General features: G+C 55.8%; 12 protein-coding genes. 1 reads left to right on the top strand and 11 read right to left on the bottom strand.

The window, feature by feature from the left end; all coding sequences use genetic code 11:
- Nucleotides 1-108 precede the first annotated feature (108 nt).
- The 4 genes from HGO40_RS23045 to HGO40_RS23030 are packed head-to-tail and all read right to left on the bottom strand — an operon-like array spanning nt 109 to nt 5,876.
- Nucleotides 109-693 carry a condensin complex protein MksE gene (locus HGO40_RS23045; protein WP_250964880.1) on the bottom strand — a complete coding sequence of 195 codons (585 nt, stop codon included), beginning with the start codon at nt 691-693 and terminating at the stop codon, nt 109-111.
- A complete protein-coding gene (locus HGO40_RS23040; protein ID WP_250964879.1) occupies nt 686-2,107 on the bottom strand; it encodes a hypothetical protein in 1,422 nt (473 codons plus the stop codon). The genes HGO40_RS23045 and HGO40_RS23040 overlap by 8 nt, the downstream gene beginning before the upstream one ends.
- An 8-nt stretch (nt 2,108-2,115) precedes the next feature.
- Complete coding sequence (locus HGO40_RS23035) at nt 2,116-5,061, bottom strand: AAA family ATPase (protein WP_250964878.1); 2,946 nt, start codon at nt 5,059-5,061, stop codon at nt 2,116-2,118.
- Entirely contained in the window at nt 5,058-5,876 is an 819-nt protein-coding gene (locus HGO40_RS23030) for a hypothetical protein (RefSeq protein WP_250964877.1), read from the bottom strand. Before HGO40_RS23030 ends, HGO40_RS23035 begins: the two co-directional genes overlap by 4 nt.
- A gap of 244 nt (nt 5,877-6,120) precedes the next feature.
- On the opposite strand from HGO40_RS23030, the gene HGO40_RS23025 reads away from it, so the two are divergent.
- The gene (locus tag HGO40_RS23025; protein ID WP_250964876.1) at nt 6,121-6,996 is read left to right on the top strand and encodes a helix-turn-helix transcriptional regulator; all 876 of its coding nucleotides are present in this window, start codon (nt 6,121-6,123) and stop codon (nt 6,994-6,996) included.
- Here the strand turns inward: HGO40_RS23025 and HGO40_RS23020 are convergent.
- The 7 genes from HGO40_RS23020 to HGO40_RS22990 all read right to left on the bottom strand — a co-directional run bounded on the left by HGO40_RS23020 (nt 6,990) and on the right by HGO40_RS22990 (nt 15,114).
- A complete protein-coding gene (locus tag HGO40_RS23020) occupies nt 6,990-8,048 on the bottom strand; it encodes a CHAT domain-containing protein (protein ID WP_250964875.1) in 1,059 nt (352 codons plus the stop codon). The two genes, HGO40_RS23025 and HGO40_RS23020, sit on opposite strands and share 7 nt — an antisense overlap.
- A 132-nt stretch (nt 8,049-8,180) precedes the next feature.
- A complete protein-coding gene (locus HGO40_RS23015) occupies nt 8,181-8,450 on the bottom strand; it encodes a hypothetical protein (protein WP_250964874.1) in 270 nt (89 codons plus the stop codon).
- A 56-nt stretch (nt 8,451-8,506) separates the two neighbouring features.
- A complete protein-coding gene (locus tag HGO40_RS23010; RefSeq protein ID WP_250964873.1) occupies nt 8,507-8,866 on the bottom strand; it encodes a DUF6124 family protein in 360 nt (119 codons plus the stop codon).
- Nucleotides 8,867-9,867: 1,001 nt separating this feature from the next.
- Nucleotides 9,868-10,227 (bottom strand): DUF6124 family protein, encoded by a 360-nt coding sequence (locus HGO40_RS23005; RefSeq protein ID WP_250964872.1) that lies wholly within the window; start codon nt 10,225-10,227, stop codon nt 9,868-9,870.
- A gap of 592 nt (nt 10,228-10,819) precedes the next feature.
- Nucleotides 10,820-12,094, bottom strand: coding sequence for a glycoside hydrolase family 68 protein (locus HGO40_RS23000; protein WP_250964871.1), 1,275 nt, complete (start codon nt 12,092-12,094; stop codon nt 10,820-10,822).
- 552 nt (nt 12,095-12,646) lie between these two features.
- The gene (locus HGO40_RS22995; RefSeq protein WP_250964870.1) at nt 12,647-14,059 is read right to left on the bottom strand and encodes an aldehyde dehydrogenase family protein; all 1,413 of its coding nucleotides are present in this window, start codon (nt 14,057-14,059) and stop codon (nt 12,647-12,649) included.
- Nucleotides 14,056-15,114: a homoserine dehydrogenase gene (locus HGO40_RS22990; RefSeq protein WP_250964869.1), complete on the bottom strand. Its 1,059-nt coding sequence runs from the start codon at nt 15,112-15,114 to the stop codon at nt 14,056-14,058. Before HGO40_RS22990 ends, HGO40_RS22995 begins: the two co-directional genes overlap by 4 nt.
- Nucleotides 15,115-16,102: the final 988 nt, after the last annotated feature.

Raw genomic sequence — 16,102 nt, 5'->3', positions numbered from 1 at the left:
TTCAGCCGACGCTTGAGCGATTCAGACAGTGCAGGCAGGGCCAGATGTCCAAGGATTGGGTTGTGCTCAATTTCCCTGGCATACCTACCTCTCTCGGGTCAGCTCACCCTAAATGTCGAGATCACCTTCACCAAGGAGATCATCAAAAAAAGCAGCGCCTGATTCAGACAAGACTAAATTCCCCTTCCCGTTACGGTACGCAATGGCTCGCGCTTCAAGCTTCTTGATGTGTTCCATCAGCACACCGCTTTTCATCCCACACGCTATCAGCACCTCGACCTTATCCTCCCCCTTACCGATTTCTTCTATATGGATGTTCGACAGACCTGCCGAGTCTTTCAGCAGCGCGTCCATTGTGAAGCCCAGCTCCAATGTCCCCCGAAACAGAACCAGTAGCAGGCCTTGGATGTTCCGTGCCAGGTCATCCTTGGCATCAGTGCCATCGGTGGTGCGGATGAAAGCGAAACCATTACGCATGACCAACTCATACCCAATCAGATCGTAGAGATTGCGGTAGTGATCGAAATTATTCAGTACTTCCTCGAAGTAAGGATTTGACTTCAAGCCCCCATCAACAGAGACGGTGCGGTTGATCATCTTTCCGTACATGAGCTGCCCATAGAGCTCTATCGACAGCTTTCGATTCATCACTTTGGCCTGCGCAACCGGCAGCGAAGGTTCGTGGTCAAGCATGTTCAGTCTCCACTTGCAGCTTGTAGTACCTCAGGTTCTCGCAGTCAGTTGCAAGGTTACCGATTTGGTAGTGCGGGATGAGGCAAATTCCTTCTCGCTTGCGCAGCCAGCCCACCGACATTAGGAGATCGGTCAACTCATACCCTTTAAGGCGGTCTTTCAAATGTTCATGCATGGCGACGTGGGCGTCATCGGTAAGCCGTGGCTCCCATTCCTCGACCAGATTACCAATGGCCAACAAGCGAGCATCACGCCGACGTTTGAGCTCACCCGACTCGTTGGTCTGCCCACTGAGCTGATGGATTCTCCCGCTGCTGATCTTGATGTTGGGCAGTGTTGTGCGCAGATGCTCTGCCAGCGCCAAGCGCTGGTTAGCGTCTTGCCACTCAACTTTTGCTTCGAACACTCGCATTTTCAGCCCGGAGTAGGTGTTTAGACGGGCGAATACAGGGTGTGTGCTGGGCAGGATATTGTCCTTCAAGCTCCCATCATGCAGCTCACGCACGCCCCCATAGAGACGATTCCAGGCCTGTTCGATCTTGTCATAGGCCCGACGGTGCGCCTCACTCTGCTGGACATAGCGCATTAACGAGCCACTGATGATCGAAATGTCGTGCCGGTATGAGCGAATCGACTCGACGGAGTAATAGACCGAGCTGGCCAGCTTATCGTGCCCATAGTGAGCCAGTTGGTCGCCGATGCAGGTTAGTGCCGTAAGGGCAGGCTTAGTCCCCTTCAGGTCAGTGTGTTCGCCCAGAAACTGCAAGGCTGGCAGGATGTTGCGCAGGTAGATGCTATTGATCTCGCCTAGAGCTTCCTGAGCCTTAGCCACCTCATCGATGACGTCATAACGCATCTGATCGACGATCTCACCGAGTCGCTGGAGTCGGCCCTGAAGCGCATCCACGCACTCCTTCATCTTGGCGGTTGCAGCGCGTATCTCCTTACGCAGCACACTTACCTGCTCCTGAAACTCAATGTCTTCGCGAATCAGAGATGGCAGAGTGATAAAAACCTCGTAGAGCCGGTTGAACGAGGCACGTATCAATTCATAATCAGCACTGTTCAAATGACGCAGTCGCGCCCCATCGAAGTGCCGGAACATCTCGATCACGAAGGGGGCGAAAACCATCACTCCACGAGCGCTGTCTACCTGAATGACTAGGCCAACACGCTCAAGGTTTTCAATACAAAGAGCGCTTTCCAATTTGCGCCGCTCGGCCGGCACCTCGCGCACAACCCGCGTGCTCGGCAGCGGTGCTACAGAATCCAACAGGGCGCGTAACTTCTGCTGGTACATGACAATGCGTGTTTCCTCACCCTCACCGACTTTGTCCATGTGGTCAATCAGATCAAGGAAAACACCCTTGTTCTGGATCATGTTGATTAGTGCTACGTCCGTTTTGACAACCATCAGATACTCTACGCCTCTATTTCCGGCTCAACCGCCTCACGACACTCCAGGGCGATCAAGGACTCACTGACTCCGGTATAGAGAATCGTCCGGTTCGGGCTGTAGGACTGGTCAGTTGCGTTGAAGTAGTCGAGATTCATGTAATTGCCTAGCACTTTGCTAATCCCGGAGGTCAGGCCAGGCGTGGCCCCGAACACACAGAAGCCATCCGCGTCGGCAATGTCGCGGGCCGAACGCAGATTCTTGTCATCGAGGTTGGACAGTTCATCGATAAACAGAGGCAAGCTGACCTTGGTGTCGGCTTGCAGCAACTCTTTGAGCAGGAAGGCCAGCAGACGGCAGTTGATCATCACTGAGGTGCCCGTTGATTGAGCTTCGACAGTGAACTCATCGCTGCCTTGCAGCTTGACACGGTAATCGACGCTGACGATCAGGCGAGCCATATTCAGGGTTGCATCCCGACGCTGATCGGACTCGACGAACTGAGTGCAGTATTTACCAAGGCGGTCATAGAGGACTTGTGGTGGTAACTCGCCTCCGGTCAGATTTACAGTGTCGACGGTCTTCAGCAACTCTTCGAATTGGGGGTGTAGCGTGCAGTCAATTGCCACAGCCGTGAGGTTAGAGACCTTGATTGACGACAGGTGATTCTCGATCTCTTTGATAAAAGTATTAATCAGGGTGCGCGCATGCCTGATCGACTGAACCTGGATCATGGTGTCATCGTTATGCTGAACCACTTGGTTGAAATGGTTGTTCTCTTCCATATCGAGACGACCATAGAGAACCCTGTACTTCTCATGCAAATTGGTCAGTGTTTCCAAGCTTACTGCGCTACGGTGGGCATGCTCGGCATCGTCGTCTAGAGCAACCGCAACTAACAGATCGGACACCAGCGACTTGATCTGGTTGAAGTTACGGCTGATAGCTTGACTGCGGGTTTCGATGGCATCCATTAACTCCTGGGTAACCACGACCTCCTGGCGCTCTGCACGTTGGTAGCCGGTTTTCAGGTACTCCAGACGCGAATGCAGAACGTCGTTGACCGTCCTGCTCCAGCGGAGCACGGATTGTTCACGTTCCTTAGCGGCTTCCAATGCTGTTCTAGCCTGCTCAACCAAACGGCTGGCTTCGTCGAGTTGCAGGTTTAGCTCATGGCAGCGGGCCTCAAGAAGCCCGAACCGCTCGGTAGCCTCGCTATGTTCCCGCTCTAACCGCACGAACTCCTGCTCAACGAATTCATGACGTTTCAGCAGGGCAATGTTGCGTTCATCCTTCTCGATCTGAGCCTGGTTGGCAGCAATGGTGCTTTCGATCTGCTCGACTGACATCTTTGTCTTATTGGCAAGATCACTAGCGCGGCGTTTTTGCTGAATAAGGCGCTTCTGGACAGATGCCAATTCGTCCTTACGACTCTGTAGCAGCTTTCCGGCATCGTAGTGTTTAACCGGGACTGGAGTGGGGCTGTTCAGGAACGTGAGAGAGCCTTTCTCCTCGTTAAACAGCGCGGCGAAACGTCGAATCGTCTCAATGTTACCTTCGAGCAATGGAGGGCACTCGCCGGTGAAGACCTCCTGATTAAGCGAGTAGAGAGTGTCCGCCGTGCGGTTGGGGATCTGGTCCAGATCCAGGAGTGACGGTTTCGCTCCTTCAATGAGGACTTCAAGATCCTTGACTTTCTGGCTGCCGTTGTTGATTTCACGTGTTAGCTGCTCGAACTCACGACGAAACTCGCCGTCGTCCTTGAGAGCCTTGATGTCAGCTTGATCCTCCTCAACCTGCTCTGCCAGTGCGGCAGCTATCTCTTCCGGGGTCATAGACGCGTAGCCATGCATCGCCGTTGAGAGGTCAATTGAATCCTTTTTGATCCGCTCGTAGTTCTTCGTGATCTCGCTGATGGCGCCTTTCAGCTCCTTAAGCTGCGTGTTTTTACTAGCCGCCTGTTCACGCTGGTGGTCAGCAGTTTCTTTGACCGCACTGTAGTTCGCAAAGCACTGCATGCGAGCGTCGTGATAGACCGAGCCCTGCTCGTTGATGCCCTGCTCAACGTCACATAACAGGTTCATGAGATCCGAGCTTTGAGCTTGAAGATCGGTGAAGTTCTGGGTGAAACGGTCCCAGTACGGCTGTCCGTTGCGAATCACCTGGAGTCGGTTCTTTACCGCACTGAGGGTTTCGTACCTCGACAAGATTTCGATGAGATTGACGTTCAGTTCGGCCTCAGTACGATCTTTTCTGCCCTCAATGATCGTAGCGATGGTGTCCGGAAGAGTACGTTTATCTTTGGCTGCAATGTCGAAAGCCAGATGAATCAGGCGTTTCCAGGCATCAATCTCACGAGTTTGGTTACCACCGCTCTTGAGCGGCAGCAGACAAAAGCGACCAGCATCGGGACGTGTCGGCTGGTGCTTGTAGATTCGGTCCTTAATATTCACCACATCCTTGATCACCACAGCTCCCAGCCTTTTCAGGGTCGGCTCAATTTGTGAAGTCGACAACCCTTCAATTGGTGCTCCCATACCTCCATTGAGGCTTGATTCATGATTCCAGAACAGGTGCTCGATTTCCGAATATGGCACTGGCACAGCAGTACGCTCATAGCTGTATTGCTTGGTGCCCATGTTAAGGATGATGCAGAACGCCCCGTGCGGATTCTCCGCTTCAAGAACCATGAAGGAGTTTCTCTCGGGAAAATAGAAGCCAAAAGTCGCATCTCGGCCGTAGTGGCCTTTTGTGCTCTTGAAGCCGAATTTTCGCTCACAATCGTGGAGATTTTCTTCGGGCAGGAGGAAAAACTTCAATGCATTGAGCATCGAGGTCTTGCCCTTATTGTTATCTCCGAGCAAGGCCGTGTGTTGGTCGATACGAACCTTCGTATAGCAGTAAGCCCCACTGTTGATCAGCACGATCTGTTTCATCTTGAAGTCTTCGTGGAACATAGATTCGATGCTCATGGACGCTCCTCAAGTACTACAGGTACCAAGTAAGTTTCTTGCTCAAGCACCCTGCTGCTGTCACGCATAAACTGGATCACTTGATCCGTTTCAGGAGACACCCCCTGATACTTAATGACCTCCTGCCGCTGCTGATCCGTCAACGCGTACTTGGATTGAGCCAAACGCTCTTTCACGTCAGGCGGGGCAAGGAATACGGGGGGTTTTTCACGCAGCAGGGCTGTCAAAGAAGCGAACATCCGTAGGCCTCCCATGTCTACATCGAACAAGCAATACAGCTCATCGAAATGATTCAGTACGCTGGCATTCAGCCTGTTAGTCACCTGGTTTCCTGAACCAGAGATCAGCTCAATATCACTGGCTGTAACAGCCAAAATCTCCGCAATGAAAGGCAGCGTTTCATCGATTCGAAGGAAATTCTCCAGGTTCTCAACAATAACCCCCACACTGCCCAGCACCCTCGGTAGCACCCATGCGCCAGCCTCAGTTACCGCCACAGCCGGATGCCGATGCAGAGCAGAGCGAAATATCAGTAACGCTTCGGAGACACTAGCTCGATGGCTATTGCCGTCTATGGCTGCTCCGACTCGGCCTCCAACACCAGACGGCCTGAACCTCATCAAGAGCTCATCGAAGGCAGCCGAAAGAAGCACTTCGACGTGATAGCTACTTTTTTTAAGCTTCTTGGCCAAAAAAATACGACTGATGTCTTCTCGTGCAACGCCTGCAGCCACAAGCTTTGCGATCAGCACATCAAAGTTGATGGGCTGCCGTGATTGAACTTTGGCCAGATAGCTATAAATGACTGACGACAAAATCGACTTCCTTGTGAAGGTTGTTGGCTCCTCAGGTATTTCGATATATGAATCACTCAATTGGAACCCTCGCTGGGCTCCCTCGGCGAGTGATTCAACCGAATGAAAAACCTATGGATCAAGAGGGCTAAGAGAGGACCGTTCAGATCTCTCATTGAGCACAGCGCTCACGATATGTAAGCTTAAGCGACTCATCTAGAGTGTTTACCCGTACAGGTAAAGTTTTCGAGCAGGTGGAGAGCCAATGAAACGAAAACAGTCGATTGAGTCCGTCCGCTGGGATTTGGCATTACGTTACCGCCTGATCGAAACAGTAGCATGGTGGGAGGGTCGCTTGACCACGAGTCATCTGATGCAGAGCTTCGGCATCAGCCGCCAGCAGGCGTCTAAAGACATCAATACCTATATCAACGATCATGCACCTAAGAACCTGGAATATGACAAGCATTTGAAGGGGTATGTACCTAGCAAGCAGTTCAGCCCGCTGTTTATAGACGACAGCGCCAGCGCTTATCTACACTTGGTCAGCCAAAGCCACGACCGCGCCCCCCATGTGGAAGGGTTAGCTCTAGCCTACGCCCACACCGAAGTGCTGCAGGTGCCGGATCGCTCGGTGCGCCCTGAAGTGCTGCGCCCGCTATTGAAGGCATGCAGGGCCGGATTGCGTCTGGAGTGTGAGTATGTGTCGTTCAATACGCCGGTGGTGGAAACCCGGCTGATCGCGCCACACACACTTATCTACACTGGCATGCGCTGGCACCTGCGCGCCTATTGCGAGAAAAACCGCGATTACCGGGATTTTGTGCTCAGCCGCTTTCGCGGCGTACCCGAGCAGATGGATGATGAAACCGAATACACGCGCGAGCTAGACCCTGGCTGGAGCGCTAAGGTACAGGTCATTATCGAACCTGACTCACGCCTGAAACCCGAACAAAAATCCATCATCGAAACAGACTACGCCATGCAGGATGGTCGCCTGGTGATCGAGACCCGAGGTGCGCTGGTGCAGTACGTGCTGCAGCGCTATCAGATCGATACGACCAAAGTGCATACCAAGGCTACAGCGCAACAGATTGTCGTAGTGAATTTGGATGAGCTACAGGGGTGGCTTTATCACTGAACCCTAGGCTTAACCAATATGAGATCGCTTTCATCTACACCATCACGAAGGTACAGCTCTGGCGTGGACTCTTCTGAAATGCCTTCCAGCATCAACGCAGTCTTGGCTTGCTTGAAAGCAGCTGGAATTGAACAACCGAATCCAATAGCCGAATAAAATTGCGCTGAAAATACGCGGGCCGCTTCGTCACCAATTGACTGATTCATGCCAATTGCCGCATCCACATATTGCGTACATGCCGCCGCCTGGTTGAATGAGTGGCACGTATTGAAGAAGACCAACCGAACTGAGTCGTAAAGTTCGAAGGTAGCTACGATGCTCGCCATTGGGACAAATGCGGCGCTACCATTTCGGTCCAACAGAACGAGCTCATCCTGATCACTACCGTGTCCACTAAAATGCACAATCGTGGGTTTTAGCTCGTTCATGTACTGCAAGATATCTCCTGACCGCAGCGCCCACCTCGACTCAAGCTTAACCGCGTCACGATGATCCGAGAGTCGAATTTTTTGATGAATCTCTCGGACTTCCTCGTCCAGCAACAGCCTGCGATCAGAGGCTGTCGCTGGATCAGTCGCAAAGAACGCAACCTTAATTTTTTCGGGCAGAGCAGCTAACTTATCAATGCGGGCAGCAGCTTCCCGATGCAGAGAATCATGCGTTTTCAGGCTGGACTCTACCTCACGGAATTGCCGTTTCTGTGCCTCCTGCATTTTTTGCTGCTCCGTATTTCTTTTCTTCAGCACCCTCGCTTCTTCGCTTTCCACACGCGACTCAGCTGTTGCCAGCTTTTTCTGCTCTGCGGCAATCTTCCTCTCCAGCTTGGCAACTTCAACCAGATGCTTCGCCTGCAAATCAGCATATCGGTTGGCCTCCTTAAGCTTGGAGGTAGCTGTAGATAACTGCTTAGTTTTACTGGCGGCAGATCCAGCGGTAAGAGATTTTTTTCCTGCATCAGCCGCCTTCTGCGACTCCCTGGCCTTCAAGCTTGATAGCTTTGCTAGGACTTCACGAATGCTGGCAACTTGACGACGATACATATCGACACTCATAAATGCTCCTTATAGTTTTCAAAAGCGGCAAAGCAATCAAACGAGCCTAGTAGACGGCGGAAAGTCAGTCCGAGGGCAACTGCGCCGCGATTCCTCTACGCTGTGCGCCCGAGCGACGAGTACACACGCCAGCTAGGCACCCAGCTCAGACAGGTCATTGCTGGCAAGTGAAGCGTCGCCCGGTAGTTGGCCGTGTTCTGTGGCGATCAGGCATTTCCAGCGACCGTCGCGCTGTCCTTCAGCGAATTCCTGCTGCCAGCTGGCGAAGGTTTGTAGCGCGTACTCGTAGCTGAATTCCAGATAAAGCCATTCAGCCGTCAGATCGCAGTGGTCCATTTGGTTTTCGAGCCAAATCCATTTGCGGCATTTTGAAACTCTCCTTGTGTCTTTTTCCCGTGGCATGAAGAAAGCCCTTCTTTTGCAAAGCTTTCTTCATGCTTGGGGTAACGACTCCTCCCCTACCTCACCTCAACAATATCCAAAGCCCGATTCGCCAACAGTTCACTCACCTCAATCACCTGCAAAATCCCCATCGCAACACGCCGTCGCGATCCCTCCAGATCAAACACCAAATCACTGATCATGGCATTCGCCGAAGCCAGGTTTTCACTGAGACTGGCGAGCAGACACTCCGAATCAACATCAGGAGCGATACGAAAGATGCTGTTGGGATTGTCAGACGTTTCTTTCTTCGGCGTAGGCTTCAGATAAAAATCTAAAACCCGTTCAGCAGCTTCATCGAGCTTCTTGTTACGAGCAGACTGAGCGCGAGACACATGCTCATCTGTAGCTGGCGGGTTCGGTGTAATTTTAGCCATGGTAAAGCTCCTAGAGTCTGTTGGAGCTGCCACCATTCGCTGCGAAACGAAGTTGGGGTGGCAGCTGTACGCGGGTTCGCAGACCGGGACTCTAGGGACCGGCAGACCCAAGGGGTCTCCCACGCACAGCCACCTCTGACGAAATCGCAGACATGGGTAATCTGCTTTCGAACGTGACGTTGTGCGCCTATAGAGTCCGGGCTGCGAAACCCGATCACTGATGCTCAGTGACGGGTTCAAACTACCGACGACCTCCAAGACGCACAAGCCGGCGGATTCTGGCGTAGTTGTAGGCAATGGCGCAAGGCGATGTCGGTCGTGGCTAGTCTCGTGGAGTCATGATAAACAGCTGGCCGGAATGTTGCTGACACACTGCTATCGCGAGCAGGCTCGCTCCCACAGAGGAGCAGCATGTGTGCATATGTCGCTGCTGGCGACATGACGATAGAACGTGTCGCTGAAATCAATAAATGGCGACACGTCAGACATTTCAAACATAGGACTGGCGGGAGCGGGTTTACTCGTGAATGCGGTTGGGGAATTGTGCAAGAGGTACTTGCACAACTTCTCTGTCGACGCTCCGTCTGTGACTACGACAGCTCGCCCCGGAACGCTGCTCGACCAGGATGTCCTCAGCCGTGCGTTCCTTTTCGCTGGAGCGAATGTCGCGGATGCGGAACCGGGTACCTTGCTGCGACTTGACCCGGTAGCCGACCGAGATAACGACGTCTAGGTTATGGAAGTTGGTCAGCCTGGTAGAAAATCCGGAAATACCGATTTATCTCATCACCTGCTCCGGCACCAGTTCGCCTTCCTCAAAAACGTTCTTGATGTACTCATTGATGGTCGACTTGGCTTTTCCCGGAGTACCGCTGCGGTTGGGAATTGTGCAAGAGGTACTTGCACAATTCCCCTGTTGGCGCCTGACAACCCTTCGCCTACAAAAAAGGTCTTGCCGAGCAAGACCTTTTTTCCATACCCGGGGTAAGCGCGGCCCCTTGTTACCTCACCTCAACAATATCCAAAGCCCGATTCGCCAACAGTTCACTCACCTCAATCACCTGCAAAATCCCCAACGCAAAATGTCGTCGTGATCCCTCAAGACCAAACGCCAAATCACTGATCATGGCATTGGCAGAAGCTAGGTTCTCACTGAGATTGGCAAGCAGACACTCCGAATCAACATCCGGTGCGATACGGAAGATGGTATTGGGTTTGTCGGACGTTTCGCTCTTCGGCGTAGGCTTCAGGTAGTAATCCAACGCCCGGTTGGCAGCGTCATCAAGCTTATTGTTACGAGCAGACTGAGCGCGAGACACATGCTCATCTGTGGTCGGAGGGTTCGGTGTAATTTTGACCATAGCCTTAACTCTCTTTGGTGAGGCCACGACCCTCTCGCTGCTAAACGAGTGGGTGGCAGCTGTACGCGGGTTAGCAGACCGACGAGTTAAGAAATCGGCGCGCCCGAGGGCGCCCCACGCACAGCCACCATCAAGTGCAGGGATGGGAATACCTGACTGATGAAGCTTGATGCGACTCAACTCGACGGGCTGCTAAACCCGATCACTGATGGGCAGTGACAGGATCAAAGCTACCGACGCGGCCAAGGGCGCACAAGCCGGCGGATTCTGGCGTAGTTGTAGGCAATGGCGCAAGGCGATGTCGGTCGTGGCTGGTCTCGTGGAGTCACGATAAACAGCTGGCTGGAATGTGGCTGATGCACCGCTATCGCGAGCAAGCTCGCTCCCACAGGGGAGCTTGTGTACGTATGTCGCTGGGGAATGCATTCGCGACCGGCTGCATCCTTGCAGCCAGTCGCGAAGAGAGTTACGACGCGTTGTTCAATGGAGCTTGCGAGCGACGTCGCAATGAATCAGGCGGGATATTTCGATCATATCCACAACGGTTTTGTCATCGACCGCAAACCCGCTGCCTGAAACCCCTGTGTTGCTGTTACTTGAGGGTGACGTCGAGCATCGGCGGGATGTAACCGTAGTCGTACTCGCCCACCACGAACGTCTGCAGCCCTTTTATTTTCATGCCCACCGTGGGTGCCTCGGTGCCACCGACACGAATCTGCGTGCCGGTTTCGTCGGTCGGTACGCTGTCGATGAAGGAGGTCACCAGGCCGTTTGGCATTACATAGTGCGAGTAGGTCTGGAATGGCTGCGAGGACGGGTTGCCCAGCACCAGGCCGGAGCCGTTCAGGGGCACGTAAGGGCCGAACAGCGAGTCCGCGACGAAACCGTACACGCCGTCCGGCCCGGTTACACCGTCGGCGTAGGTGAAGGTGTGGCTGATCGTGAACAGGTAGTACTTGCCATCCTGGAACACGAAGTGCGGGCGCTCGGTCTGGTCGTTTACCCCGACGGCGGTCAGCAGTGGCGGCAACATTTCCCAGTCGTCACCGTCTGCGTCGCGGGCCACGGCGATGCCGACACAGGCGGTCTGGAAGCGCGAGTTGCCGACATCTTCATAACCCGGCGGCACATCGCCGATTTCTGCCTCGCCTACTTTGTGCGAGCCGCGCTCACCGGCCACGTTGCCCTCGAACAGCATGTAGAGCTTGCCGTCTTTCGGGTCGCGGAAAGGCCATGGGTCGCGGAAACCCCAGAACGCGTTTTGTGCTTCGGTCTGGTACATGTTGCCGTCGGCCTCGAACAGCGGCTTGACCTTCTCGAAGCCGACCATGCTGACACCGTGTTCAGTGGTCACCACTCGACCGCGCACCTTGACGATGGTCGCGCCTGGGGTGACGGCGGTGTAATACAGGTCCACTTCGCCTCGGTCGTTCAACAGGATCGGCGTACCGGCCCATTCGCGAGCGGTGGGCGAAACGCCTTCGGCCATCACGCGGCCACCGAACTCCCAGTTCTTGCCGGTACGAGAAAACCAGTAGTACATCTTTGCCCGACCGTGACGATCGTTCCAATCGCGGAGGATGTCGTAGTTACCGTCCTCGTCGAGGTACTGCGGGTCGTTTGGATGACGATCGGCGGTCAGGGTGAAGATCACCGACCAGCCATCGACGGACGTTACGTTACCGTCCAAGTCGCGCAGGGGCATGGTGTCCCAGATGAACACGTCGTTGTTCAGTACCGGGAAATCCGCGCTGACCAGTGGTTGAGTGGTGGTGGGGTCATCGGCCCGGACTTTCAGCGCGTCGGCGCGGGTCCAGAGGCTGGGTTGATGGGGGGTTGCACCGAATTTTTCAGTGGTGGTTTTCATAGGTTATTGCCTCGTCCATGAATGGATTCAAATGAATAGCGATTTAGAAATACTGTATGCGCATACAGCTAAACCACCTTATAGAGGCTCGCCTATGCAGGTCAAGCATAAAAATGCATTTGTGCATATTTTGGTTTTTTCTCATAGCTGATACGTTTCAGCTTTGAGCGTTTGAAGAAGTTGGTTTTTTGGGAGATCGCCGATGTTGGCTGCACGCTTGGTGTTCTGGGCGCTTGGCGCTATCGCGAGCAGGGGGATGAGTGGAATGCCTGTTATGGCGGTGGGTCAGTTGTTTTGGTGTGACTGGTGTTGCGCTATCGCGAGCAAGCTCGCTCCCACAGTGGGGGGTTTGGAAGGCCTGTCAGGGCGGTGGGTCAGTTGATTTGATGTGGCTGATATTGCGCAGATTGTCTTGACCAGCGACACCTTCCGTCCTCATGTCGCTGGTGACGACATGAGGACGACACGTGTTGTCGAAAGGGTGTTTTAGCGACATGACAGGCAAGCGGTTCCTGCGCCTTGAACCATAGTCCGAGGACTGATTCGCCACCCTCACCCCAACGTATTCAAACAAACCACCTTCGGCTGGGTCATTTCCTCATACGCAAACCGCACCCCTTCCCTGCCCAAACTGCCGTACTTCGACCCGCCAAACGGCATCGCATCGAAACGGAAATCCGACGAGTCATTGATCATCACGCCCCCCGCTTCAATTCGCCGGGCAGCGCTCATCGCGGTGCTGAGGTCGTTGGTGAATATCCCCGCGTGAAGCGCGTATTCAGGTTCGTTCGCCAACGTAATCGCCTCATCAAACGTCTCGAACGGCTGCAACACCACCACAGGCGCAAAGGCTTCGTTGCGCCAGAGTCGGCTGGTGTGGTCGACGTTTTCCAGGACGGTGGCGGCGTAGCAGGTGCCTTGGCGGCGGTGGCCGCAGAGTAAGGTGGCGCCTTGTTGCAGGGCTTCGTTGACCCCCTGTTCGGCGTTTTGCGCGGCTTGTTGGGTGATCATCGGGCCGATGTCGGTGTTGGCGTGCAGTGGGTTGCCGACGACGAGGGCTTGGGCCTGGTTGACGAAGCGTTCGCGGAAGGCTTCGTAGATCGGCGCATGGATCAGCAGGCGTTGGGTGCCGATGCAGTTTTGCCCGGCGGCCCAGAAGGCGCCGGAGATGCAGCTGTCGACGGCGGCGTCGAGGTTGCAGTCGCCCATGACGATGACGGGGGCGTTGCCGCCGAGGTCCATGGCAAGTTTTTTCAGGCCGGCGGTGCGGGCGATTTGTTCGCCGGTGACGAAGCCGCCAGTGAAGGAGATCATGCGCACGTCGCGGGCGGCGACCAGGGCTTTGCCGAGTTCGGCGCCGCCGGTGGCGACGGTGACCACGGTTTCGGGGAGGCCGACGGCGACCAGGTACGACACCAGTTTGAGGGCGGACAACGGGGCCAGTTCGGACGGTTTGAGGATCACCGCGTTGCCGCCGGCGATGGCCGGGCCCAGTTTGTGGGCGACCAGGTTGAGCGGGTCGTTGTAGGGGGTGATGGCGACGATCAGGCCCAGGGGTTCGCGGGTGAACCAGCCCTGGCGCGATTCGGCCCCTTCGTAGGCGTCGAACGGGACGATTTCGCCGGGGTTGCGCTTGGCTTCGTCGGCGGAGAGTTTGAGGGTGTTGATGCAGCGTTTGACTTCTTTTTCGGCCTGCTTGAGGGTCTTGCCGGCTTCATCGACGATGAGTCGGGCGAAGGCTTTGGCGTCGCGTTCGATGTTCAGTGCTGCTTGTTCGAGGATGCTGGCACGGCGATGACGCGGGAGTGCGGCGCAGGTTTTTGCGCCGCTGCGCCCGGTCTCGAGCAGGTGTGGGACTTCTGAGGCGCACACGTCGGCGACGGTGCCGACGACGCTGCAGTCAAACGGGTTGAGGACTTCGATGTGCGGTTCGACGACCGCCAGGGCCAGGCGCGATACGTTCACAGGGTGTGCTCCTGTTTGCGGGTTGCCGATTGGTGGATGTGGATGATGTCGGACAGCAGTGCAAAGGCGGTTTCGGTGCGGCCGGCGCCCGGGCCGGAGACGGTGACGGCACCGAGCAGTTCGCTGGTGAACGACACGGCGTTGGTGGCGCCGCTGATACTGGCCAGGGGGTGGTCGTTGCTGAGCAGGCGCGGTTCGACGCTGGCGCTGATGGCGCCGTCGGCATGGCGGGTGGCGGCGCCGATGAGGGTCCCGCGGGCGCCGTCGCGGCGGGCTTTTTCGATGTCGTCGAGGCTGGGGGCGGAGATGCCTTTGCAGCTGACGTCGTTGACGGTGAGTTTGGCGGCGAGCAGTTCGTTGGCGAGGATGACCACTTTCAGGCGCACGTCGTGGCCTTCGACATCGGCCGTCGGGGCGGCTTCGGCGTAGCCCAGGGCTTGGGCCTGGCTGACGGCTTCGGCGAATCCGAGGCCGCCTTCCATGGCGGTGAGGACGAAGTTGGAGGTGCCGTTGAGGATGCCTTCAAAACCGCTGATCGAGCTGCCGGCCAGGGCTTGTTTGGCGAGGCGGATCACCGGGGTGCCGCTCATGACCGAGCCTTCGTATTCGAAGGCGACGTTGTTGCGCTGGGCCAGGGCCTTGAGTTCGGCGCCGTGCAGGGCGATGGGGCCTTTGTTGGTGGTGACCACGTGTTTGCCGCGCTCCAGGGCCCAGCGGCAGAACGAGGTGGCGGGCTCGCCGTCCACCGGGTTGGTGAAGGTGGCTTCGGCGATGATGTCGGCGCCGCAGTCTTTGATCACGGCTTCGTTGAGGGCGTCGACGGTGCCGCCGGGGAGTTGGGCCATTGCGCCTTTGCTGGCGGGCAGCCGGGCGAGTGAGGCGGCGTCGAGGCCGTGGCGGTTCATCACCGAACCGAGGAACAGGTCGGTCACGCCGACGATTTTCAGCGTGAAGCCGAGTTCGGTTTTCCACTGCTGGTTGCGCTCGGCAATCAGTTGGGCCAATGCCCGGTTTACACCGCCGAAGCCGACCAGAGCTAGTTTGTATTCAGTCATTTTTGTTATGTCCTTGATCCGGGTGATGAGGTTGTTGGGATCTAGGTTAGGGCGGGAGGCTGGGCAGTGAAATATGCCAATTTGCTCTATTTCTTGGGCGTTTGGACCAGGGGTTGGGCAAAGCGGTGGGTGTGGGTAAAACAGGGGTCGGCTTACATCTCAGGCTGATGAGGCTCATTGTAGCGAGGGGATTTATCCCCGCTGGGCTGCGTAGCAGCCCCAACCAAGTCACCTCCAATCAGCCTGACCCACCGCGCTGCATGATTTTGGGTCTGCTTCGCAGCCCAGCGGGGATAAATCCCCTCGCCACGTTTGTGGTGGCTGGGTTATCTGTGAACACCATCTGCGGCGGCGAGCAGGCGGGGCCTGACCGAACACCTTCCCCTGTGGGAGCGAGCTTGCTCGCGAAGGGGCCAGGTCAGGCAACATTGATGGCGGCTGGTCTACCGCCATCGCGAGCAAGCTCGCTCCCACAGGTATTTTTTCAGTGTAGGTCCATTGGGGTCAGGGCATGCACCCGCCGGCTCTTGTGGCGAGGGAGCTTGCTCCCGCTGGGCTGCGCAGCGGCCCCAAAATCATGCAGCGCGGTGGGTCAGGTTGATCGAGGTCAACCTGGTTGGGTCTGCTTCGCAGCCCAGCGGGAGCAAGCTCCCTCGCCACGGGGTTTGTGGTGGCTGGCTTATCTGTGAAGCGGCGGCGAGCAGGCGGGGCCTGGCCGAAGACATTCCCCTGTGGGAGCGAGCTTGCTCGCGATAGGGCCAGGTCAGACACATTGATGGTGGCTGGTGTACCGCTATCGCGAGCAAGCTCGCTCCCACAGGTATTTTTTAAGTGTTTGGTTTATTGGGGTCAGGGCATGCACCCGCCGGCTCTTGTGGCGAGGGAGCTTGCTCCCGCTGGGCTGCGCAGCGGCCCCAAAATCATGCAGCGCGGTGGGTCAGGTTGATCGAGGTCAACCTGGTTGGGTCTGCTTCGCAGCCCAGCGGGG

Origin of the sequence: Pseudomonas sp. CG7, assembly GCF_023701885.1 — a bacterium.
Taxonomy (GTDB): Bacteria; Pseudomonadota; Gammaproteobacteria; order Pseudomonadales; family Pseudomonadaceae; genus Aquipseudomonas; species Aquipseudomonas zanjanensis.
Note: the sequence above shows the minus strand (reverse complement) of the source record. Positions and strands in the feature narration are given on the sequence as shown.